This is a genomic window from Ruegeria sp. CDSA141 (genome assembly GCF_059612005.1).
On record NZ_JBXWPT010000011.1, the window covers coordinates 84267 to 107118 of the forward strand.

Below are 22852 nucleotides of genomic sequence, written 5' to 3' on the forward strand. Positions count from 1 at the left end.
GTGCCGAAAGGAGACCCGACATGTCACGGACCGCTTATCTGGATGCCTTCAAAACAGCCATTCTGTTCACCCTGATCACACTTGCGATGATCCTGCGCGCCCTGCCTGCCCCCGCAGCAGGTGCCGAAACGCTGACGGTTGCAGGAGGATGTTTCTGGTGTGTCGAGTCCGATTTTGAATCTGTACCGGGTGTTGTCGGGGCCGTGTCGGGCTATACCGGCGGCAAATCCGCCAACCCCACCTATGATCAGGTCTCCAAAGGTGGCACCGGTCATTATGAAGCAGTGCAGATTACTTTTGACCCGGCCCGCGTCTCACGTGAAACACTGCTGAACATGTTCTTCCGCTCGGTTGATCCGACGGACGCCGGAGGTCAGTTCTGCGACCGGGGCGACAGCTATCGAACTGCGATTTTCGTCTCTAACAAAGGCGAAAAAGCGTTGGCTGAACAAGCCAAGAAAGAAGCACAACGAGCACTGGGTCAGAATGTTGTCACCCCGATTCTGAACGCAGGCTCGTTTTATCCAGCCGAGGCCTATCATCAGGATTATTACAAAGGGAACAAGCTGATCTTCACCCGCTTTGGACCCAAGCGTCAGCACAGCGCCTATAAGGCATATCGCAAAGCCTGCGGCCGTGACGCGCGCGTCAAACAGCTCTGGGGTTCAGATGCGCCTTTTGCCGGGTCTTAATCGAAGGACGCGTCGCGCACTTCTCTCAGATCCGGAATGACATCGGCCGTGCCGTGCCGCGTGACCATCAGGGCAGCGGCGCGGTTCGCTTGCAGAATGGCCTGTTCCATTGGCATTCCGCGATCCATTCCAGCCAGTACGTAGCCAGTGAAGGTATCACCTGCCCCAGTGGTATCCACGGCCTGCACCTTGTGGGCCGCAAATTCCACCGGGTCATTGCCCTGCTGCAAATACCGAGCGCCTTTTGAACCCAGCGTGACAATGACATGCCGAACGGGAAGGTCAGCCGCAGCCATCCCGGTCTCTTGCCGCAATTGTTCGGCCTCGACCTCGTTCAGGATCAGGAAATCCAGATAGGGCAGAACCGCCTGAACCGCCTGTGCCTGAAACGGCGCGGCGGCGTAACAAACGGTCAGTCCAAGTTTGCGCCCCAACTGCGCAGCTTCAACCTGTGCGTTGGTTTCATTCTGCAGGATCAGCAGATCACCGGTGTTTGCAGATGACAGAGCCTGCCCCAGATGGCTGATATCCAAGGCGTGGTTGGCCCCCGGATAGAGGATGATCAGATTCTCACCCTCGGCATCCACCGCAATGATTGCGTGCCCCGTCGGCAGGTCCGCCTCCGAGATATAGCGTGTGTCAACGCCATATTCCGTCAGTCGATCCTTCGCCCAGCGCCCATCATGCCCGACGGCACCGATATGGCTGACGCGCGATCCGGCCCGCGCAGCCGCCACTGACATATTGGCACCTTTTCCGCCAAGGAACCGGTCCAGCCCGCGGGCGGCCAGAGTTTCCCCTGGCGCAGGCAGATGCGGCAGGTCGTATACCATATCCGCGTTGATCGAGCCAAGGTTCCAGATCGTCATGGTTTATCCGATGTCGCACGAGGCCAGAATGGCCATGTTCAGGATATCGTTCGCTGTCGAGACGGTCGAGCAAATCTGAATCGGCTTGTCGACACCCGCCAAGATCGGCCCGATCACTGTAGCGCCGCCCATTTCCTGCATGAGCTTGGTCGAGATCGACGCTGAGTGCCGCGCGGGAACGATCAGGATGTTCGCGGGGCCGGTCAGGCGTGAAAATGGATAAGCCGCCTGCTGATCCACGTTCAGCGCCACATCCACAGTCATCTCGCCTTCATACTCGAAGTCAACGCCACGCTGGTCCAGAACGGTCGGGGCACGATGCATTTTCTCGGCACGTTCCGAAATCGGGTAGCCAAAAGTCGAGAAACTGACAAAGGCAACCCGAGGTTCCAGACCCATGTGCCGGGCCACTGCGGCCGAACGCTCGGCAATGTTGGCCAGATCGTTTTCATCCGGCCATTCATGCACCAGTGTATCACCGATCAGGACAATCCGGCCTTTATGCAGAAGTGCCGTCACGCCGGCGGCGCCATGGGCGGCATCGGCATCAAATACATGATTGATGCGATCGATTACATGGGCCGATTTTCGTGTTGCTCCGCTAACCAGCCCGTCTCCGTGTCCGTGGGCCAGCATCAGTGAAGAGAACACGTGGCGGTCCCGCGCGGCCAGACGGTGAATATCCTTGCGGTCAAAGCCTTTGCGCTGCAAACGCTCATAGAGGAAATTCGAATAGGTCTCGAGGTGGGTGGTGTTTGCAGCATTCACAACCTCGATCTCCCGCACTGCATCGCCAAGACCGGTGGCTTCAAGTTTTTCTTTGACATCATCCGCCCGGCCGACCACGAGCGCCTTACCAAAGCCGGAACGCTGGTACATGACGGCGGCGCGCAGCACGCGGGGATCATCGCCCTCGGCAAAAATCATGCGGCTTTGCGCCTGTCGCGCCCGGGCGTTCAGCCCGCGCAGAATGCTGGCGGTCGGGTCCATCCGGGACTTCAGGCTCAGCTCGTAAGCCTCCATGTCGATGATCGGGCGGCGGGCCGCACCGGTGTCCATCCCTGCCCTTGCTACCGCTGGTGGGATGCGGTGGATCAAGCGCGGATCAAACGGCGTAGGAATGATATAATCCCGTCCGAAGGTCAGCGACTTGCCATAAGCCATCGCGACCTCATCCGGCACATCCTCTCGCGCCAGATTGGCCAGTGCATGGGCACAGGCGATCTTCATCTCGTCATTGATGGCACGCGCGTGGATGTCCAGCGCGCCGCGGAACAAATAGGGAAAGCCCAAAACGTTGTTGACCTGGTTCGGATAGTCGCTGCGCCCGGTCGCCACGATGGCATCCACGCGGACCTCGTGCGCCTCTTCCGGAGTGATTTCCGGATCGGGGTTGGCCATTGCAAAGATCACCGGATTATCGGCCATGCTTGCGACCATCTCCTGCGTAACCGCGCCCTTGACCGAAACACCAAGAAAGACGTCCGCACCCTTCATAGCCTCTTCCAGAGTGCGCAGATCCGTGGTGATCGCATGGGCCGACTTCCACTGGTTCATACCCTCGGTCCGGCCTTGGTAGATCACACCCTTGGTATCACAGACGATACAGTTATCGTGCCGCGCGCCCATGGATTTGAGTAGTTCAATACAGGCAATCCCTGCCGCCCCGGCTCCGTTGAGAACGATCTTCACATCCTCGATCTTCTTGCCCGAGATATGCAACGCGTTGATCAGCCCCGCCGCGCAGATCACCGCCGTGCCGTGCTGGTCGTCGTGAAAGACGGGGATGTCCATCTCTTCCTTCAGGCGCTGCTCGATGATGAAACACTCGGGCGCCTTGATGTCTTCCAGGTTGATACCGCCGAAGGTCGGCCCCATCAGACGCACCGCGCGGCAGAACTCATCCGGGTCTTCGGTATCCAGCTCGATATCAATCGAGTTCACATCCGCAAACCTTTTGAACAGGACAGATTTCCCCTCCATCACCGGTTTCGAGCCCAGCGCACCAAGATTCCCAAGCCCCAGAACCGCCGTCCCGTTCGAGATTACAGCCACCAGGTTGCCCTTGTTGGTATAGTCATAGGCGGTCTCTGGGTTCTCGGCGATTGCTTCACATGGAACGGCCACACCCGGGCTGTAGGCAAGCGAAAGATCGCGCTGCGTGGTCATCGGGACAGTGGCCTGCACCTCCCACTTGCCGGGGGTGGGGTCGAGGTGAAAGGCCAGCGCCTCTTCTTTGGTGATCTTCGCTTTGGGCATCGGAAATGTCGTTTCTTTACATCTGTTGGGCTTTTGCCTCATAGCGCAGGCAAAGGCGCGCCTCAACGACAATACGTTTTCACCTTTCGTCGCAGGGACCGGGTTTGTAAGGTCGCGCCCGGAATACGCCAGAAGGGGGCCGCTTTGTCCACAGTCACGCCGATGATGGCGCAATACCTCGAAATTAAAGAGGCTCATGCCGACGCTCTGCTGTTTTATCGCATGGGCGATTTCTATGAGATGTTTTTTGAGGACGCCGTCAACGCAGCCGAGGCGTTGGACATCGCCCTGACAAAACGCGGCAAACACAATGGCGAAGACATTCCGATGTGCGGTGTGCCGGTGCATTCGGCAGAAGGGTATTTGCTGACACTGATCCGGAAAGGCTTTCGCGTGGCTGTCTGCGAGCAGATGGAAAGCCCGGCTGAAGCCAAGAAAAGAGGCTCTAAATCAGTCGTAAAGCGTGATGTTGTACGCTTGGTGACGCCCGGAACACTGACCGAAGATGCCCTGCTTGAGGCCCGTCGCCACAACTTTCTGGCGGCCTATGCCGAAGTTCGGGATGAGGCCGCGCTGGCCTGGGCCGACATCTCGACCGGGGCGTTTCACGTGATGCCTTTGACACCGGTGCGCCTCAGCCCCGAACTCGCACGACTGGCACCGTCGGAACTGATCGTCGCCGATGGCGTGCAAGACAAACTGAATGAGCCGGTTCGTGACTTGGGTATTTCCATCACCCCTGTCGGGCGGGCCAGTTTTGACAGCACGGCGGCTGAAAAACGCATCTGCGGTTTATTTCACGTGGGTGCGCTGGATGCATTCGGAAGCTTTGGACGCGCCGAAGTGTCTGCGATGGGTGCGCTGATCGACTATCTGGAGATTACACAGAAGGGCAAACTGCCCCTGTTGCAAACGCCACTGAAGGAATCCGAAGACCGCGTTGTACAGATCGACGCTGCAACGCGCCGCAATCTGGAGCTGACCCGGTCCTTGTCTGGCGGACGTGCCGGTTCACTGCTTTCGGTAGTCGACCGAACCGTGACCCCGGGCGGTGCCCGTTTGCTTGAGCAACGTCTGTCCAGCCCCTCACGCAATCTGGAAATCATTCACGCCCGACTAGACGCGGTGAGCTTTGCGGCCGAAGATAGTCTTATCGCGTCAGACCTGCGTGAAGCTTTGCGGAAGACGCCAGATCTGGACCGCGCCCTGTCCCGCTTGTCGCTGGAGCGCGGCGGGCCTCGGGATCTTGCAGCCGTCCGAAACGGCCTGACTCAATCGGCAGCCATTGCCCAGATTTGCGCAGATCAGGATGTGCCGATTCTGCTATCAACCGCGCTTCAAAACCTTGTTGGCTTCGACGACCTGTTGAATTTACTGGAAGAAGCCCTGGTCGCCGAACCACCGCTTCTTGCACGTGATGGTGGTTTCATCGCTCCGGGCTTTGACGCCGAACTGGACGAGGCCCGCACCCTGCGGGACGAGGGTCGGTCCGTTATCGCCGGATTCCAGAAAAAATATTCCGAGCATACCGGCATCACGTCGTTGAAGATCAAACACAACAACGTGCTGGGATATTTCATCGAGACGACAGCGACCCATGCCGAAAAGATGCTGAACCCGCCCTTCAGCGAGACCTATATCCACCGCCAGACTACCGCCAACCAAGTGCGGTTCACCACTGTTGAACTCAGCGAGATCGAAACCCGCATCCTGAATGCCGGGAATCTGGCTCTTGAGATCGAAAAACGGCTCTATCAAAGGCTATCTGACGAGATTTTGTCCCTCGCAGCACGACTGAATCAAGCTGCCCGCGGGTTGGCTGAACTGGACCTGACCACTGCCCTCGCCGATCTGGCGCGCGGGGAAAACTGGTGCAGACCACAGGTGGACGCGTCCCGCGCGTTCAACATACAGGGCGGTCGGCATCCAGTTGTCGAACACGCACTGCGCCAACAAAGCGGCGATGCCTTCGTCGCCAATGACTGCGATCTTAGTGCCGATGACGGTGCAGCCATCTGGTTGCTGACAGGCCCAAACATGGCCGGTAAATCGACTTTCCTGCGTCAGAACGCGTTGATCGCCCTGCTGGCCCAAATGGGCAGCTTCGTCCCGGCCGAGCAGGCCCATATCGGTGTGGTCAGCCAGTTGTTCAGCCGCGTGGGAGCCTCTGACGATCTGGCGCGGGGCCGCTCGACTTTCATGGTCGAGATGGTGGAAACCGCCGCGATTCTAAACCAGGCCGACGAACGGGCGCTTGTGATCCTCGATGAAATCGGGCGTGGAACGGCAACCTATGACGGGCTCTCCATTGCCTGGGCGACTCTGGAGCATCTGCACGCAGCCAACAAATGTCGTGCCTTGTTTGCCACGCATTATCACGAGCTCACAGCGCTGGCCGGGACGCTGGAAGGTGTCGAGAATGCCACGGTCGCGGTGAAGGAATGGGAAGGCGAAGTGATCTTCCTGCACGAAGTCCACAAGGGTGCTGCCGACCGGTCATACGGCGTGCAGGTTGCGCAACTGGCCGGGCTGCCCGCATCCGTGGTGGAACGCGCCCGCATTGTACTGAACCAACTGGAGAAAACAGAGCGCGAAGGTGGAAAGCAAAAGGCGCTGATAGACGATCTGCCACTGTTTTCTGCTGCACCACCACCGCCGCCCGCACCCAAGGCATCGGCGGTCAACGATATGCTGAACGACATCCTGCCGGACGAGCTTACGCCACGAGAGGCACTTGACCTGATCTACAAATTGAAAGAGGCGGCCAGATTCTGACCGCCCCTGCACCTTCAAAAGCTCTTGCGCCGGAGGCTTGGCTTTTTTGAAGCCGATCAGCTTGCAGGCATGGAAGAAACGCCCACCTGCGCCGGACGCAGCAGGCGATCGTGCAACATAAATCCTTCTGCGGACACCTGAATGATGTCTCCTGCCTTGGTTCCGGGAACCGGTGCCTCGAACATGGCCTCGTGCACGTTCGGATCAAACCGGTCGCCCACTTCGGGCGTGATCACTTCGATACCATGCTTGTGGAACACGTCCTTCAATGCACGCATGGTCAGTTCAACACCTTCTAGCAAACCAGCAGCGACTTCTTTCTGCTCATCCGTCGCGGCTTCAAGGGCGCGTTTCATGTTGTCGTATACGGGCAGCATATCACGTGCCAGCTTGGACCCGCCATACTGTTCAGCATCGCGGCGTGCCTTGTCACTCCGCTTGCGCATGTTTTCGGCATCCGCCAATGCCCGCATGAACTTGTCTTTGTAGTCGTCCCGTTCGGCTCGCAGCGCGTCCAGCTCCAGCTCCTCTTCGCTGAAGTCCATCAGCTCTTCGGCCAGTTCTTCCGCCTCGGCGGTTGCGATATCGTCCAGAAAATCTTCGTTCTTGGGCTCTGCCATCTCTTACCCTCTAGCTCCGGTCGGATATCAGCTTGCCGACCAGTTGCGCCGTATAATCCACGATCGGTACGATCCGCCCATAATTCAGACGTGTGGGCCCGATGACCCCGACCGCACCGATTATCTTTCGATCAGCGTTCATATAAGGAGACACCACCAAAGAGGAACCCGAAAGTGAGAAAAGTTTGTTCTCAGAGCCGATAAAAATGCGCACACCCTCACCGTCTTCAGTCAATTCAAGGAATTCGGCGATGTCTCGCTTGCGTTCCAGATCGTCAAACAGGGTGCGAATGCGGTCAAGTTCCTCGGCCTGACCGGGTTCGTTCAGAAGATTCGCGCGCCCGCGCACGATCAAACGCGCCGAGTCGCTTCCATCTCCGTCCCAAACGGCCATCCCGCCTTCAACCATCTCACGCGCCAAAATGTCGATTTCCTGCTTACGCGCGTCGATCTGCGTCTGCATCTGCCGCCGCACTTCGCTGAGTGTCCGCCCCTCGATGAGCGCGTTCAGGAAGTTCGCGGCCTCACGCATTGAACTGGGTGTTTGCCCCGGTGGCGGTGTGAACAAACGATTTTCCACATGACCGTCCGAGAAAACCAGAACCACCAAAGCCCGATCATGGCCCAGAGAAACAAACTCGATATGTTTGATTTCCGATTCATGCTTGGGCGTCAAAACCAGTGACGCCCCTTGTGTCACGTGTGACAAGGCAGAACCGACACGGTCCAGCATTCCGCCAACATCACCCGTGTTAGAGCCTAGCGTCTGTTCCAGTTTCTGCCGGTCATCGGCGCCCAGGTCTCCGACTTCAAGCAATCCGTCCACAAACATTCGCAGACCTTGCTGCGTCGGGATTCGACCAGCGCTGACATGGGGGCTGTCCAGAAGGCCCAGAAACTCCAGATCCTGCATCACATTTCGGACAGTTGCGGCGCTGACTTTTTCGGACAATGTACGTGCCAAAGTACGACTGCCAACGGGCTCTCCGCTTTCCAGATAGCTCTCGACAATCAGCCGGAACACTTCACGTGACCGGTCGTTCATCTCGTCCAGAATCTTGCTCGCTTCGCTCATGCGTGTTCCCCTGCTCGCTTGTCATTAAATAGCAGGCAAATGAAAGGTCAATCGGGGTTGCATCCTAAGGCACGGGGACGTTATCCCCAACCCAGCAAACAAAGGAATTCCGATGCGACCCTCTGGAAGAGATTTAAGCGAAATGCGCGCCGTTTCAATCGAGACGGGGTTCACAAAACATGCCGAAGGTTCCTGCCTGATCAAAATGGGCGACACACACGTTTTGTGCACGGCAACGATCGAAGATCGCGTGCCGCCGTTTATCAAGGGATCGGGCCTTGGGTGGGTCACAGCCGAATACGGAATGCTGCCCCGCGCCACCAATACACGGATGCGGCGCGAGGCGGCTTCGGGCAAACAGGGGGGCCGTACGGTCGAAATCCAGCGCCTGATCGGCCGCGCCCTGCGCGCCGGTGTCGACCGGGTTGCTCTGGGAGAGCGTCAGATCACCGTAGACTGCGACGTGATCCAGGCTGATGGTGGCACCCGCTGCGCCTCGATCACTGGCGGCTGGGTCGCGCTGCGGCTGGCTGTGAACAAGCTGATGAAAACCGGCGATGTGATTTCGGACCCGCTGGTTGATCCAGTCGCCGCCGTGTCTTGCGGCATCTATGCGGGTCAGCCGGTACTGGACCTTGATTACCCCGAAGACAGCGAAGCGGGCGTAGATGGTAACTTCATCATGACCGGATCCGGCAAACTGATCGAAGTACAGATGTCCGCTGAAGGCTCTGTTTTCAGCCGTGCGCAAATGGATCAACTGATGGATCTGGCGGAAAAAGGCGTCTCTGAACTGGCTGCCGCGCAGAAAGCCGCCACCGCATGACCCGCAAATTCGACGGGGACAGGTTACTGGTCGCCACCCACAACAAGGGTAAGCTCGAGGAGATGGCGCATCTTCTTGAGCCCTTCGGCGTGACAGTTGTTGGTGCCGGCGAATTGAACCTGCCGGAACCCGAAGAGACCGAGGACACCTTTGTTGGTAATGCGCGGATCAAGGCCCATGCGGCCGCCAAAGCCACCGGCCTGCCTGCTCTGTCGGACGATTCCGGGATCACTATCGATGCGCTGAACGGCGCACCTGGAGTTTACACCGCCGATTGGGCCGAAACCGACAATGGCCGTGATTTTCTGATGGCCATGACCCGCGCCCATGATGAGCTCGAAGCGAAAAACGCACCTCACCCCCGCACCGCTCAATTCCGCAGTACACTGGTTCTGGCCTGGCCCGACGGGCACGACGAAGTGTTCGAAGGCGTTGCACCCGGTCATCTGGTCTGGCCGATCCGCGGCGAAGGTGGGTTTGGCTATGACCCAATGTTTGTCCCCGACGGGTACGACATTACATTTGCTGAAATGGATCGCTGGGAAAAGAACAAGATCAGCCATCGCGGCCGCGCGGTGGCGATGTTCGTGAAAGGCTGCTTTGGCGGATGATTGGCGCAACGGGGGCTTTGGCCTGTATGTGCACTGGCCCTTTTGCGAGGCCAAGTGCCCCTATTGCGATTTCAACAGCCATGTTTCCAGAAATATTGATCAAAAACAATGGATTGATGCCTATCTGAGCGAACTTCGCCGTTCCGCCTCTGAAACGCCGGATCGGGTACTGAACACGATCTTTTTTGGTGGCGGCACGCCTTCTCTGATGGATCCGGAAACCGTTGCAGCTGTGATCGATGGGGCGCGTGCGCTCTGGCACCCGGCCAATGACATGGAAATCACGCTCGAAGCCAATCCCGGCTCGGTTGAAGCCGGTCGGTTTTCGGCTTACCGCGATGCTGGGGTTAATCGGATATCGATGGGCATTCAGGCCCTGAATGATGAAGATCTGAGGCGGCTGGGGCGGATCCATACGGTGGCCGAGGCCCGGGCCGCCTTTGATACAGCCCGAAATTGCTTTGAGCGTGTCAGCTTTGACCTGATCTATGCGCGCCAACACCAAACGCTGGAAGCCTGGCGTACAGAACTGACCGAAGCGCTGTCGATGGCTATAGACCACCTGTCACTATATCAATTGACGATCGAAGACGGGACGGCCTTTGGGGATCGGTATGCGGTGGGTAGATTACGCGGCCTGCCAGAAGATGACAGTGCCGCCGATATGTATCTGGCGACGCAGGAAATATGCCAGGCACATGGCTTGCCGGCCTACGAAGTTTCCAACCACGCCCGCCCCGGCGCGGAATCGCAGCACAACCTTATTTACTGGCGATATGGCGACTATGTTGGCATTGGGCCCGGCGCCCATGGGAGGATTACCCTGAATGGTCAGAAATACGCGACCGAAACCTATCTGAACCCCCAGCGCTGGCTCGATACCGCCAAAAAAGGTAACGGAGAAAAGGACCGCAGCGTATTGTCGCTTGAAGATCAGGCGAATGAATACCTTATGATGGGTATGCGGGTTACTGAAGGCCTAGATATAGACAGGTGGCAAGCCCTTTCTGGTCACTCTCTTCCCTCCGAAACCATGGATCATCTGACTGACATCAACATGGTTCAGCGCAGGAACGGACGCCTGATAGCCACATCAGACGGGCGCGCCGTATTGAACGCAGTCATCCGGGAGCTGTTGGACTGAGTATGCAGTATCTTTGGGCCGGACTGGGATTGCTTTGCGTTGCGATGGCGGTTGTTGGGGTTGTCCTACCCCTTCTTCCAACAGTGCCATTTCTTCTGCTTGCCGCGTTTTTCTTCGCCCGCTCATCCTCGCGGCTGCACAATTGGCTTGTGAGTCATCAGCTTTTTGGGCCATTGATTCTTGATTGGCAAAGTTCCGGTGCCATTCGACCGGTCGCAAAAAGGGCGGCAACCGTCTCGATCGCCGCCGTTTTCGGAATCTCTGTTATGCTGTCCGCACCGCCTTTTGTGTTGATCACTCAGGCCGTTGTGCTGGGCAGCGTCATGATCTTTATCTGGTCACGGCCTAACGGCTGAGCTTGGCGCACAAATCGTCCAGCTGATCCAGGTTCTCGTAGGTCAAAACGACTTGTCCTGTTTCCGTTCCGGCCTTGTGATTGATCGACACTTTCATCGCCAGGATCGCGGACAGGTCCTTTTCCAACGCACGTGTGTCTGCATCCTTTCCAGCATCCAGATTTCGGGCGCGAGGTGCAGATCGTTCAACGCCGCCTTGCTGCTGTTTTTTGACCAAAGCCTCGGTTGCGCGCACCGATAAGCCATCCTTGACGATCTGTTTCGCGAGTTCCGACGGATTTTCGGCCGTAATCAGCGCCCTGGCGTGCCCCGCAGATAATTTGCCTTCAATAACAGAGGCTTGCACATCCATCGGCAAGGACAGAAGCCGCAAAAGGTTCGCAATGTGGCTGCGGCTCTTGCCCAGGGCCTCGGCCAACTTTTCCTGCGTGTGCCCAAATCGATCCATCAACTGCTTATAGCCAGCGGCCTCTTCCACCGCGTTCAGATCTGCACGTTGGATGTTTTCAATAATCGCAACTTCCAACACTTCCGTGTCATCGAATTCACGCACAATGACCGGAACATCGTGCAGCTGCGCCATCTGCGCCGCGCGCCAACGGCGTTCGCCTGCGACAATCTCATATTCTCCTGAACCTGTCGCTCGAACGATCAGGGGCTGAATGATGCCTTTTTCCTTTACCGATGCCGCCAGCTCGTCTAGCTGCTCAGGAATGAATGTGCGGCGCGGCTGGTTTGGGTTGGCTTTCAGCTTTTCAATCGGGACTTTCAGATCAGGCCTGCGCGCATCCACTGAGGCCCGACCTTCTGCTTCAGGATTTACATCTGCCATAAGGGCAGACAGGCCCCGCCCCAACCCTCTGGATTTTGCTTTCTTGGCGCTCATGTCGCCCTCCTCATTCCCGCTCAGGCTGCGGTTTTGTTGTTCTTGTGCATGATCTCGCGAGCAAGATGTCGATACGCCATTGCTCCAAGCGATCCCGAGTCATATTGCAAGACCGGCAACGCATATGACGGCGCTTCGCTGACCCGCACATTTCTGGGTATCTTGGTTTTAAAAACCATCTCACCCAGATTGTCACGTGCGTCCTTTTCGACCTGGCGGGACAAGTTGTTGCGGTTATCATACATGGTCAACACAACACCTTCGATTCTCAGATCTGGATTCGCCGTTTGGCGAACCTCTCGAATCGTCAGCATCAATTGCGACAGTCCTTCAAGGGCAAAGAACTCACTCTGCAACGGCACAAGTACCGAGTGTGCAGCAACCATTGCATTTACGGTCAGCAAGTTTAGGGACGGTGGGCAATCGATTAGAACAAAATCAAACTCAAATGCATCTATGGCTGTCTGCCGCAGCGCATCATGTAAAAGGTAACTGCGTTTTTCGTTTGAGATCAGTTCAATATCGGCGGAACTCAAGTCGACGGTGGCCGGTACTACGAAAAGGCCTCCAATTTCAGTTTCCTGAACCACTGCTTCTAGTGGCGCCTCGTCAAGGATTAGGTCATAAGTTGTCCAGTCCCGATCTTCGACACCCAAACCAGTTGAAGCGTTCCCCTGTGGATCGAGATCAACCACCAGAACTCTGCAACCGGCCTCAGCTAGTCCAGCAGCAAGATTAATAGCTGTGGTTGTTTTCCCGACCCCACCCTTCTGATTGGCAACAGCAACTATCCGAGGCCCTGAGGGTCGAGATAAATCAACCACGTGATACTCCATTTATCTTAAGGATAACGGCTTGAGGTTCAGTTAAACTTGTAATCGCCTCTGCCTCGAATTTCCATTCCTCACGTGCGTCTTCCATCTCTTTTTTCCAATTTGCGCCTTTGGGCAACAATGCTGTCCCGTTGGTGTGTAAATGTCTGTCACAAAAGGATAATAATGTACGCAAGTCAGCCAATGCACGCGCTGAAACGATGTTTACCGCCAAAGGATCAACCATCTCAATCCTTTTTGAAGTCACTGCGCATCTTATTCCGCATTCCCGGGCAACGTTGCGCAAGAAAGCTGATTTTCGCTGATCACTTTCTATCATATTGAATGAGGCGCTTGGATTTTCTTCCGCGGCGAGGATAGCACAAACCATACCAGGGAACCCGCCTCCACTTCCCAGATCCGCCCAGGTGTCAAAACTGTCAGCGCACCGATAGACCTGCACGGAATCCAGAATATGCCGGTCCCAGATATGCTCCAGGCTGTTCCACGACACGAGGTTGATCTTTGGATTCCAACGTTTCACCAGTTCAACATAAGTCGTGAGGCGTTCGAATGTTTCACGTGAAACATTCAGGTCTTCAAACTTCGAATAATCAACCATCATGCTTGGCGAGCTCTTTGATCCCGGCGCAGTTTTGCCAGAACGAGCGTCAGCGCTGCCGGCGTGACCCCCTCGACACGGCTTGCCTGAGCGATATTTGCAGGCTTTGCTTGCGACAGCTTCTGTTTCATCTCCGAAGACAGGCCGTCCAAAGCAAAATAGTCGAACTCATGCGGGATGACATAGGATTCATCCCGCTTCATTGCTTCAACGTCCCGCTTTTGCCTGGCAATGTAGTTGGCATACAAGGCGTCCCGCTCGATCTGGAGCCTGATCTTTAAGTCAACATCCTGCAAATCAGGAACAAGAGGCAGCAAATCTTCAAACGAGGTGTCGGGGAATGCGAGAATTGCCATCCCATCCCTACGGTTTCCATCCTGATTAACGTTTATACCGGCGGCGAGAACTTCCTTGGGCGTATAAGTCCGTTCCGTCAGCTTTGACTTCACGCTTTCAAGTTGACGCATTTTATCTTCGAACTGAACTTTGCGCTCTTGTCCGACGCACCCCAATTCCAAACCAAGCGGTGTCAGCCGTTGATCAGCATTGTCGGCGCGCAGAGATAGCCGGAATTCCGCACGCGACGTGAACATGCGGTAGGGTTCGGCAACTCCTCGAGTTGTCAAATCATCGATCATTACGCCAATATAACTGTCGGATCGCGTAAAATGGATGGGTTCTCGCCCTTGGGTCTCCAACGCCGCATTGAGGCCGGCCACCATGCCCTGAGCTGCGGCTTCCTCATATCCTGTGGTCCCATTTATCTGGCCCGCTAGATATAGTCCGGGAACAGTTGGCAAGGATAAAGAAGCACTCAGGACGCGCGGATCAACATAGTCGTATTCGATTGCATATCCTGGTTGCAGAATATCTGCATTCTCCAATCCCTTAATCGATCGCACATAGTCCAGTTGAACGTCTTGCGGCAATGACGTCGAGATACCGTTCGGATAGATCGTGTGATCATTGACCCCTTCGGGCTCAAGGAAGATTTGATGCGATTCCTTATCCGCGAATCGTACGATCTTGTCTTCAATCGATGGACAATAGCGCGGGCCTACTCCATCAATGCGACCGCCATACATCGCGGATTTCGAAAGATTCGCAGCGATGATCTCATGTGTTCGCGCATTTGTGTGTGTAATTCCGCAGGAAATCTGGGGCGCGACAACGGATTGAGACATAAAAGAAAACAGGGTTGGCTCATCGTCGCCGTCCTGCCTTTCAAGATCCGACCAATCAATGCTCCGACCATCCAGGCGCGGCGGTGTCCCGGTTTTCAATCGTCCCATGGGAAGATTGTATCTTTCCAACCGTTCAGCCAGTTTGACGGAAGGTCGATCCCCCATTCTCCCACCGGGACGAGACACGTCACCTATGTGAATGACACCCCTTAGAAATGTACCGGAGGTCAGGATAACGGCGCGCGCAGAAAGTTCTGATCCATCAGAAAGAGCAACACCTGCAACCTTCTCACCGATCATTAGAAAATCGACAACCTCTCCGACAACAACGGACAGGTTATCCTGTTTCTCTGTTTCCTGTTGCATAGCAAGCCGATACAGGGCACGATCTGCCTGCGTTCTCGGCCCCTGTACGGCGGGCCCTTTTCGACGGTTCAACAAACGAAACTGTATGCCCGCCTGATCCGCCACACGACCCATGACGCCATCCAAGGCGTCAATCTCACGCACAAGATGGCCCTTTCCCAAACCTCCAATCGCCGGATTGCAGGACATAACGCCGATGTCTGTTGCAGACAACGTCACCAGTGCAGTTGTTGCGCCCATCCTTGCTGATGCATGAGCGGCCTCGGTTCCGGCATGGCCTGCGCCAATGACGATGACATCAAACTTCGAATGTTTCACGTGAAACACTCCTTACTTTCCCAAACAGAAGCTGGAGAAGATTTCATCCAACAGAGTTTCGACATCTATTCTGCCCACCAGAGATTCAAGGGCACGAATTGCAGTTCTCAACTCCTCTGCAGCGATATCATACAGGTCCGGACCTGATTCCAGAACCGAGATTGCAGATATGAGTGAGTCCAATGCACTTTTGATTGCAACGCGATGGCGTTCCCGTGTTGCAATACCATGGCTAGTAGTTCTCTTACTCAGTACACACGAAATCTGGTTTACAAGTGCGTCTATTCCCTGGCCTGTTTTCCCAGATACACCCTGCCCGTCAATACCCCGAAGGTCCGCTTTGGGCAGAACATGAATATCACCATCTTGCATCTCCACACCCAAGATTTCCGGTGTTTCAGACAAGAAAACGCGAAGGTCAGCGGCCTCCGCTCTGCTACGCGCAAGCTCGATGCCCAGGTTTTCGACATGATCTTCAGTCTGTCGCAGCCCCGCCGTATCCAGCAAGGTCACTGGTAAACCAGCCAGATCCATTCGAACTTCGATCACATCGCGCGTGGTTCCGGCGTATTCCGAAGTAATAGCCGCCTCACGGCCTGCCAATGCATTTAAAAGAGTGGATTTTCCCGCATTTGGAAGGCCGACGATCGCAACCTCGAACCCTGTACGTATTCGCTCGGCAATTTTGACGCCGTCTGCCTCACGGTGAAGATCTGACATGACACCTTGGATCAGGGCGCGCACTTCCGGCGTCACATCAGTAGGAACTTCTTCATCAGCAAAATCGATGACAGCTTCCAACAGGGACGCAGCCCGTATCAAATCCCTGCGCCACCGTTCTGCCAAGGTGCCCAGCTCGCCCGCCAAAATGGTCTGAGCTTGCTTACGTTGTGCTTCCGTCTCTGCATCGATTAGATCGGCCAGACCTTCAACCTGAGTCAGGTCCATCTTGCCATTTTCCAGTGCCCGGCGTGTAAACTCACCCGGTTCAGCGATGCGCAACCCTTCCGTATCAGACAGGCAGCGCAGCACTGCGTTGACAGAGGCTGTGCTTCCATGAATCTGAAGCTCGGCCACGTCCTCACCGGTAAAGCTAGCAGGGGCCTGGAACGTCAAGACCAATCCGTCGTCCAAACGTGCTCCGCCATGATCCATCAGAGTGCGCAGGACCATGCCACGCCTTGGCAACGCACCACCAGTCAGGCGCGCCGCTGCTGAATGCGAATCTGGACCTGAGAGGCGGATGACCGCCACCCCAGCTTTGCCCTGCGCGCTGGCCAAGGCGAATATCGTATCCATTCGAAGGCCTCGCTAGAGTTTAAGACCTGTGTCAGGTATTCATCGAATCGAAGAACTCACCGTTCGTCTTGGTCTGTTTCAACTTGGACAACAGGAACTCAATCGCGTCGGTGGTGCCCATCGGGTTGAGGATGCGGCGCAGAACAAAGGTCTTGGCCAGATCGCCCTTATCGACCAGCAGGTCCTCTTTCCGGGTACCGGATTTGAGGATGTCGATCGCAGGGAACACGCGCTTGTCTGCGATCTTGCGATCCAGCACGATTTCCGAGTTACCGGTGCCTTTGAATTCTTCAAAGATCACTTCGTCCATTCGGCTACCAGTGTCGATCAGAGCGGTGGCGATGATGGTCAGCGAACCACCCTCTTCGATATTCCGTGCCGCACCAAAGAAACGCTTGGGTCGTTGCAGGGCGTTTGCATCCACACCACCAGTCAGAACTTTACCCGAAGATGGGACTACTGTGTTAAAAGCTCTACCAAGTCTTGTGATTGAATCAAGAAGAATAACAACATCTCGTTTATGTTCGACCAAACGCTTGGCTTTTTCGATCACCATCTCAGACACGGCCACGTGGCGCGTCGCCGGTTCGTCGAAGGTAGAAGAAACAACCTCACCCTTCACCGAACGCTGCATGTCGGTCACCTCTTCCGGGCGTTCGTCGATCAGCAGAACGATCAGGTAGCACTCCGGATGGTTCTGTTCGATCGAATGCGCGATATTTTGCAGGATGACCGTTTTACCGGTCCGTGGAGGTGCCACGATCAGCGACCGCTGGCCTTTCCCAATGGGTGAGACCAAGTCAATCACGCGGGCCGATTTGTCCTTGATGGTCGGGTCTTCGATCTCCATCTTCAGGCGTTCATCCGGATAGAGCGGTGTCAGGTTGTCAAAAGCGACTTTGTGCTTGGCTTTTTCGGGCTCTTCAAAATTGATCTTGGTAACTTTGGTTAGCGCGAAATAGCGCTCACTCTCGTCAGGGGCTTTGATATCACCCTCGACCGTGTCACCGGTGCGCAGCGAGTGCAGGCGGATCATGTCCGGCGAGACATAGATATCATCCGGGCCGGGCAGATAGTTCGCCTCGGGCGACCGCAGAAAGCCGAACCCATCCTGCAGAACCTCAAGCACTCCGTCGCCACCCACGACCCAGCCTTCATCCGCGCGTTCGCGCAGGATCTGGAACATCATCTCGCCTTTTCGCATGGTCGAGGCGTTTTCGATTTCCAGTTCTTCGGCCATCGCCAGAAGATCTTTTGGGCTTTTGGCCTTGAGATCGGCCAGATTCAGAGATTCAGTTGTCATTATACAAACCTTCACCGCTGAGATTGCGGCACGAAGTGGAATTTCAGAACGGAAGATACGCCGCCCGGACGGGCGTGTTGATCCCTACATAAGCTCAGCGCTGCGCGGAGTCAAACAGGCCCTCAGAACTTCAGAACGACCGCCAGAACGATGGCAACCATCAAAACGGTCGGGACCTCGTTCATCATGCGAAACTGCCGCCCAGTGAGCTTGTTTCGCCCTTCCAGGAAATCCTTGCGTCGCGCCATCAACCAGTGATGAAACCATGTCATGCCGATCACGGCAGCGCCCTTGACCCAGGGCCAAGACCAATCCCATCCCACTATGCCCGGCGTAAACACCATGATCAATCCACAGACCCACGCAACGATCATCGCTGGGCTCATGATCACACGCAGCAGCTTTTCTTCCATTTCAAAGAAAATTTCCTGTGCGCCATCGACGGCCTGAGCTTTCTCAACGTGATAGACAAACAACCTGGGCAGATAGAACAGGCCTGCCATCCACGAGATCACGGCCATGATATGGAGTGACTTCACCCACGGATACAGCGTGAAAAGAAGATCGGTCATATTGGCTCCAGGCATTGCTCGGAACCCTCCCTAATAAAAAAATATGAAAAGAAAAAGGATGATGGTTTTGTAGGGTGAGCAAAATCCGTGGATTACTTTTTTACACAAGTGTTTTCCCCAAGTGGACAGAACACGGCATTTTTCGGGCGATTCTGTTGGTTTATATTTTTACTATTTAAAATCAACATGTTACTTACAGCGCTCCTTATTCCACTTGGGGATAACTGGTAGGAGAATTTGGGATATCGAGGTTTTCCAGAGAAACTGACTTATCCTTGTCCGAACTGGATGGGATTTGAGCGACTCGGGGATCTCTGACGCGAAATTCCCGGGGTTGCGTGTCAACCGGAAAACCATACAAAGCACCCCTGAACTCTCAATGATTTGCGCACGGGGTTTTCCACATGTCTGTCCCCATTCTTCTTGCTTCCGGGTCCGCTATTCGCGCGCAGCTGCTTGAAAATGCAGGTGTACCGTACGCAGTACAAACCGCGCGCGTGGATGAAGAGACGGCCAAACGCGCCTTGCTGGCTGAAAACGCAACACCAAGGGATATTGCCGATACGCTCGCTGAAATGAAAGCGCGGAAGGTCAGTGACAAAAATCCCGGAGCTATGGTTCTGGGGTGCGATCAGGTTCTGGATTTTGACGGCCAGTTGCTGTCGAAACCGGAATCCCCCGAACAGGCGTTGGACCAGCTGAAAGCCATGCGAGGCAAGCGGCACATGCTTTTGTCCGCAGCCGTGATCTATCAGAATGGTGAGCCGATCTGGCGGCATGTGGGACAGGTGCGGTTGCGGATGCGAGCCAGTTCTGACGCCTATCTGAAAGACTATGTTGCGCGAAACTGGAACAGTATCCGACATGCTGTCGGAGCCTATAAGCTGGAAGAAGAAGGTGTCCGCCTGTTCGCCACCATTGACGGCGACTATTTTAACGTTTTGGGTATGCCCCTGTTGGAGCTGCTCAACTTTCTGGCTGTCAAAGGGGTAATTGATCAATGACGGACTATCGGGTTCCATTGGCCGGAGTTATTGGACATCCCATTGGTCACTCACGTTCCCCCAAACTGCATAGTCATTGGCTGAAAACATATGGTCTTGCCGGTCATTACATTCCGATGGATGTGGCACCCGTCGATCTGGAAGCTGTGCTACGCACCCTGCCCAAGGCGGGTTTCGTCGGCGCCAATGTCACGGTCCCCCACAAAGAAGCCGCCTTGAAGATCGCCGATCATGCGTCTGACCGCGCAACGGTGATAGGTGCTGCGAACACTCTGGTGTTTCGTGAAGATGGCTCAATCCATGCAGACAACACAGACGGGTACGGGTTCATGGAGAATCTTCGCAATGGTGCACCGGACTGGAATGCAAAGGACGGGCCGGCTGTTGTGTTTGGGGCCGGTGGGGCCGCTCGCGCCGTTCTGCAAGCGCTGTCTGACGCTGGTGTGCCGGAAATCCTGCTGACCAACCGAACCCGCGCCCGTGCGGATCATTTGAAAGAGGAATTCGGTCAACGCATCCGCGTGGTGGATTGGGTTCAGGCCGGAAATGTCATCGAAAACGCAGAGCTCGTGGTAAACACGACCTCGTTGGGAATGCAGGGCCAACCGGAATTGCGGGTTCCGCTCGATGGGTTGCAGCCCGGTGCCGTGGTGACAGATCTGGTTTATGTGCCTTTGAAAACCCGCCTGCTGCAAACCGCTGAACAGGCAGGGTGCACCGCAGTCGATGGGCTGGGCATGTTGTTGCACCAGGCAGTACCCGGTTTCGAACGCTGGTTCGGCGTGCGCCCCGAAGTTGATGCTGATGCGCGTGCGGCGGCGATGGCATGAGTTTCGCACTTGGCCTGACCGGTTCCATCGGCATGGGCAAAAGCACAACGGCGCAGATGTTCGTCGAAGAAGGCTGTGCCTTGTGGGATGCGGATGCGGCGGTGCATCGCCTGTACTCCAAGGGTGGCGCAGCCGTTGGCCCCATGGAACGAACGTTTCCGTCGTCCATTCTGGACGGTGCGGTCAACCGGGATGCGTTGAAACGGATTATTGCCGCCGATCCTGCTGCGCTGAAAACCATCGAAGCTATCGTCCACCCTCTGGTCGCTGCTGACCGCGCAGCATTTCGTGAAGCCGCGACAAACGACATTTTGGTGTTCGATATTCCGCTTCTGTTTGAAACGGGCGGTGACGCGGCAATGGACGCGGTGGCGTGTGTTTCGATCCCGGCCAGCGAGCAAAAGCGGCGCGTCATGGAACGGGGTACAATGACTGAGACGCAGTTCGAGCAAATCCGTGACAAACAGATGCCGAATGACGAGAAATGCGCGCGGTCGGATTACGTGATCGTGACTGACACTCTGGACCACGCTCGCGCGCAGGTGCAGGATGTGGTCAGGCAGATACGGGCGGGGATGGCAAATGCGTGAAATTGTACTCGATACAGAAACCACTGGATTCGATCCCGAAAGCGGTGATCGGATCGTGGAAATCGGCGCGGTTGAACTGTGGAATCACGTCGCAACGGGTGAGACGTATCACGTTTACATCAACCCTGAACGCTCGATGCCGGAAGAGGCATTTGGTGTGCATGGCATCGGCCCGGACCTGTTGGAAAACCCGCGTCCGCCGGAAAAGGGTGAAGTGACGCTGAAAGACAAACCGGTTTTTGCCAAGATCGGTCACGCTTTTCGCGAATTCGTTGGCGATGCTCAGTTGGTGATCCACAATGCATCTTTCGACATGAAGTTCCTGAATGCCGAGCTGAAATGGATGGGTGCCCCGCTCATCCTGATGGAACAGGCGCTGGATACGCTGGCGATAGCGCGCAAACGATTTCCCGGCTCTCCGGCCTCACTGGACGCGCTTTGCCGCCGCTTCAATATCGACAACTCGAACCGTGTTCTGCACGGCGCGTTGCTCGACTCTGAAATCCTGGCAGAGGTTTATCTTGAACTGATCGGAGGACGACAGCCCGATTTTGGCCTGTCGACATCTGCATCCTCTGCGGCAGGCGGCAGTGATGATTGGCGACCGACACCACGTGCCATACCGCTGCCATCCCGAACTACCGAGGATGAGCGCGCAGCACATGAAGCTTTCGTGGAAAAACTGGGCGACAGCGCCCTGTGGACCCGCGCCTGATCCGGTCAGGCACGGGCCAAAACCTCAGGCGTCTGTCTTCTGGGACTGTTCGGCCTGACGACGCATCACTTCGTTGCGATACAGGGCGACGAAATCGATATTGTCCAGATTCACTGGTGGGAAACCGCCGTCACGAGTGATGTCGCTGACAATGCGGCGTAGGAACGGGAACAGCATCCGCGGGCATTCGATCATCAGGAACGGGTGCAACTGGTCTTCCGGCACACCTTCCACGTGGAACAGGCCGCAATAGTCCAGCTCACACAGGAACAGAACGTCTTCCAGGCCTTTGGCTTTGGATGTCAGGTTCAGCTTGACGGACACTTCGAACTGGTGGTCTGCCGTGCGTTTTTTGGCGTCCAGATTCACCTGAACCGCGATTTCGGGCTGTACGTCACCGGAAACACCCTTCTGGGCCATCACGTTCTCAAAGGACATGTCGCGGATGAACTGCCCCAGAACACGCATCTGAACTTGCGGGGCGGCTTTGGCCGCAGTGTTTTCTGCAGCGTTTTCTTCGGCCATGGATCTACTCCAAAAATGAAATTCGCCACTGCTTATCAAGTTGGGGGCGGCACCTCAATGCCGGTGGGGGCCCTCGACCCATTTAGACGGTTTTGACGGATCATTTTTCGAGCGAACTTCGGTGAAGTCGCCGTCTATGATGTCACCCTGATCGAACGGATTTCCCCGTGACTGAAAACCGGGGCCTTGACCCATCTGAAACTGGGAAACGGTGACTTTCGATCTCAGGTACCTGAAAACCGCGACCCGCACGCCCGGAACAAGCAACGCAAATCCAATGGCATCAGTGAAGAATCCCGGCGTAAGCAACAAAGCGCCCGACAAGAGGATCATTGCACCATGCGCCAGCGGTTCGGTCGGGTCGTCAAGTTCGGCAAACGACCGTTGCAGGTTTCCCAACGCCATGCGACCTTGTGTCCGCACCAAAACCGTGCCCAAAACCGCTGTCAGTACTACGATGGCAAGGGTTGGCCACAAGCCGATCAACCCGCCGACCTGAATAAACAGCGCGATCTCGATGATGGGCACCAACAAAAATGCCAAGAACAGATACATTTGCGTTATCCTTTCCATTAGGCCGGGCTGTGGACTTGCCACCT

The 22852-nt window shown here is 55.9% G+C and carries 23 protein-coding genes; 10 read left to right on the forward strand and 13 right to left on the reverse strand.

Translation table 11 applies throughout. The annotated features are described in order from the left end of the window. Nucleotides 1-20 precede the first annotated feature (20 nt). Nucleotides 21-692, forward strand: coding sequence for a peptide-methionine (S)-S-oxide reductase MsrA (gene msrA / locus AC2FLP_RS15525; RefSeq protein WP_299899820.1), 672 nt, complete (start codon nucleotides 21-23; stop codon nucleotides 690-692). Here the strand turns inward: msrA and AC2FLP_RS15530 are convergent. Together AC2FLP_RS15530 and AC2FLP_RS15535 are read right to left on the reverse strand one after the other, a co-directional pair. Beyond that, nucleotides 689-1561, reverse strand: a complete 873-nt coding sequence (locus AC2FLP_RS15530) for a ribokinase (protein ID WP_496684839.1) — start codon at nucleotides 1559-1561, stop codon at nucleotides 689-691. The genes msrA and AC2FLP_RS15530 overlap by 4 nt on opposite strands. A 3-nt stretch (nucleotides 1562-1564) precedes the next feature. Next, complete coding sequence (locus AC2FLP_RS15535) at nucleotides 1565-3820, reverse strand: NADP-dependent malic enzyme (RefSeq protein ID WP_496684838.1); 2256 nt, start codon at nucleotides 3818-3820, stop codon at nucleotides 1565-1567. Between the two features lie 162 nt (nucleotides 3821-3982). On the opposite strand from AC2FLP_RS15535, the gene mutS reads away from it, so the two are divergent. After that, nucleotides 3983-6595, forward strand: coding sequence for a DNA mismatch repair protein MutS (mutS, locus tag AC2FLP_RS15540; protein WP_496684898.1), 2613 nt, complete (start codon nucleotides 3983-3985; stop codon nucleotides 6593-6595). A gap of 56 nt (nucleotides 6596-6651) precedes the next feature. On the opposite strand, the gene AC2FLP_RS15545 is transcribed toward mutS, so the two are convergent. Together AC2FLP_RS15545 and hrcA are read right to left on the reverse strand one after the other, a co-directional pair. After that, entirely contained in the window at nucleotides 6652-7215 is a 564-nt protein-coding gene (locus tag AC2FLP_RS15545; protein WP_117871280.1) for a nucleotide exchange factor GrpE, read from the reverse strand. A 10-nt stretch (nucleotides 7216-7225) separates the two neighbouring features. Further along, complete coding sequence (gene hrcA / locus AC2FLP_RS15550) at nucleotides 7226-8290, reverse strand: heat-inducible transcriptional repressor HrcA (protein ID WP_117871278.1); 1065 nt, start codon at nucleotides 8288-8290, stop codon at nucleotides 7226-7228. Between the two features lie 112 nt (nucleotides 8291-8402). Here hrcA and rph point away from each other — a divergent pair, with 112 nt between their 5' ends. From rph to AC2FLP_RS15570, 4 genes are read left to right on the forward strand one after another with little or no spacing between them, the layout of a single operon-like run. Beyond that, a complete protein-coding gene (gene rph, locus AC2FLP_RS15555) occupies nucleotides 8403-9116 on the forward strand; it encodes a ribonuclease PH (protein ID WP_117871276.1) in 714 nt (237 codons plus the stop codon). Further along, nucleotides 9113-9727: an RdgB/HAM1 family non-canonical purine NTP pyrophosphatase gene (gene rdgB, locus AC2FLP_RS15560; RefSeq protein ID WP_117871274.1), complete on the forward strand. Its 615-nt coding sequence runs from the start codon at nucleotides 9113-9115 to the stop codon at nucleotides 9725-9727. The genes rph and rdgB overlap by 4 nt, the downstream gene beginning before the upstream one ends. Further along, complete coding sequence (gene hemW / locus AC2FLP_RS15565) at nucleotides 9717-10871, forward strand: radical SAM family heme chaperone HemW (RefSeq protein ID WP_496684836.1); 1155 nt, start codon at nucleotides 9717-9719, stop codon at nucleotides 10869-10871. Before rdgB ends, hemW begins: the two co-directional genes overlap by 11 nt. A gap of 2 nt (nucleotides 10872-10873) precedes the next feature. Next, nucleotides 10874-11227: a YbaN family protein gene (locus AC2FLP_RS15570; RefSeq protein ID WP_496684834.1), complete on the forward strand. Its 354-nt coding sequence runs from the start codon at nucleotides 10874-10876 to the stop codon at nucleotides 11225-11227. On the opposite strand, the gene AC2FLP_RS15575 is transcribed toward AC2FLP_RS15570, so the two are convergent. The 7 genes from AC2FLP_RS15575 to AC2FLP_RS15605 all read right to left on the reverse strand — a co-directional run bounded on the left by AC2FLP_RS15575 (nucleotide 11217) and on the right by AC2FLP_RS15605 (nucleotide 18589). Beyond that, complete coding sequence (locus AC2FLP_RS15575; protein ID WP_299899810.1) at nucleotides 11217-12113, reverse strand: ParB/RepB/Spo0J family partition protein; 897 nt, start codon at nucleotides 12111-12113, stop codon at nucleotides 11217-11219. The two genes, AC2FLP_RS15570 and AC2FLP_RS15575, sit on opposite strands and share 11 nt — an antisense overlap. Nucleotides 12114-12133: 20 nt before the next feature. Continuing rightward, on the reverse strand, nucleotides 12134-12937 hold the full coding sequence (locus AC2FLP_RS15580) for a ParA family protein (protein ID WP_299899808.1): 804 nt from the start codon (nucleotides 12935-12937) through the stop codon (nucleotides 12134-12136). Beyond that, complete coding sequence (rsmG, locus tag AC2FLP_RS15585; protein ID WP_496684896.1) at nucleotides 12930-13547, reverse strand: 16S rRNA (guanine(527)-N(7))-methyltransferase RsmG; 618 nt, start codon at nucleotides 13545-13547, stop codon at nucleotides 12930-12932. The genes AC2FLP_RS15580 and rsmG overlap by 8 nt, the downstream gene beginning before the upstream one ends. Then, nucleotides 13547-15415, reverse strand: a complete 1869-nt coding sequence (gene mnmG / locus AC2FLP_RS15590) for a tRNA uridine-5-carboxymethylaminomethyl(34) synthesis enzyme MnmG (protein ID WP_496684832.1) — start codon at nucleotides 15413-15415, stop codon at nucleotides 13547-13549. The genes rsmG and mnmG overlap by 1 nt, the downstream gene beginning before the upstream one ends. Nucleotides 15416-15427: 12 nt before the next feature. Next, complete coding sequence (gene mnmE / locus AC2FLP_RS15595; RefSeq protein ID WP_496684830.1) at nucleotides 15428-16714, reverse strand: tRNA uridine-5-carboxymethylaminomethyl(34) synthesis GTPase MnmE; 1287 nt, start codon at nucleotides 16712-16714, stop codon at nucleotides 15428-15430. A gap of 31 nt (nucleotides 16715-16745) precedes the next feature. After that, nucleotides 16746-18017 (reverse strand): transcription termination factor Rho, encoded by a 1272-nt coding sequence (gene rho, locus AC2FLP_RS15600; protein ID WP_298935873.1) that lies wholly within the window; start codon nucleotides 18015-18017, stop codon nucleotides 16746-16748. A 122-nt stretch (nucleotides 18018-18139) separates the two neighbouring features. Further along, a complete protein-coding gene (locus AC2FLP_RS15605; protein WP_299899799.1) occupies nucleotides 18140-18589 on the reverse strand; it encodes a CopD family protein in 450 nt (149 codons plus the stop codon). 404 nt (nucleotides 18590-18993) lie between these two features. Between AC2FLP_RS15605 and AC2FLP_RS15610 the strand changes: the two genes are divergently transcribed. Genes AC2FLP_RS15610 through dnaQ form a run of 4 tightly spaced genes read left to right on the forward strand, consistent with a single transcriptional unit; the run spans nucleotide 18994 to nucleotide 21728 of the window. Beyond that, nucleotides 18994-19593, forward strand: a complete 600-nt coding sequence (locus tag AC2FLP_RS15610; protein ID WP_496684828.1) for a Maf family protein — start codon at nucleotides 18994-18996, stop codon at nucleotides 19591-19593. Next, nucleotides 19590-20423: a shikimate dehydrogenase gene (locus AC2FLP_RS15615; RefSeq protein ID WP_299899795.1), complete on the forward strand. Its 834-nt coding sequence runs from the start codon at nucleotides 19590-19592 to the stop codon at nucleotides 20421-20423. Before AC2FLP_RS15610 ends, AC2FLP_RS15615 begins: the two co-directional genes overlap by 4 nt. Further along, nucleotides 20420-21013, forward strand: coding sequence for a dephospho-CoA kinase (gene coaE / locus AC2FLP_RS15620; RefSeq protein ID WP_299899793.1), 594 nt, complete (start codon nucleotides 20420-20422; stop codon nucleotides 21011-21013). The genes AC2FLP_RS15615 and coaE overlap by 4 nt, the downstream gene beginning before the upstream one ends. After that, a complete protein-coding gene (dnaQ, locus tag AC2FLP_RS15625; RefSeq protein ID WP_496684827.1) occupies nucleotides 21006-21728 on the forward strand; it encodes a DNA polymerase III subunit epsilon in 723 nt (240 codons plus the stop codon). Before coaE ends, dnaQ begins: the two co-directional genes overlap by 8 nt. Before the next feature lie 24 nt (nucleotides 21729-21752). Here the strand turns inward: dnaQ and secB are convergent, their stop codons facing one another. Together secB and AC2FLP_RS15635 are read right to left on the reverse strand one after the other, a co-directional pair. Then, the gene (gene secB / locus AC2FLP_RS15630; protein ID WP_299643158.1) at nucleotides 21753-22253 is read right to left on the reverse strand and encodes a protein-export chaperone SecB; all 501 of its coding nucleotides are present in this window, start codon (nucleotides 22251-22253) and stop codon (nucleotides 21753-21755) included. Between the two features lie 54 nt (nucleotides 22254-22307). After that, the gene (locus AC2FLP_RS15635; RefSeq protein WP_496684826.1) at nucleotides 22308-22808 is read right to left on the reverse strand and encodes an FxsA family protein; all 501 of its coding nucleotides are present in this window, start codon (nucleotides 22806-22808) and stop codon (nucleotides 22308-22310) included. Between the last annotated feature and the right edge of the window lie 44 nt (nucleotides 22809-22852).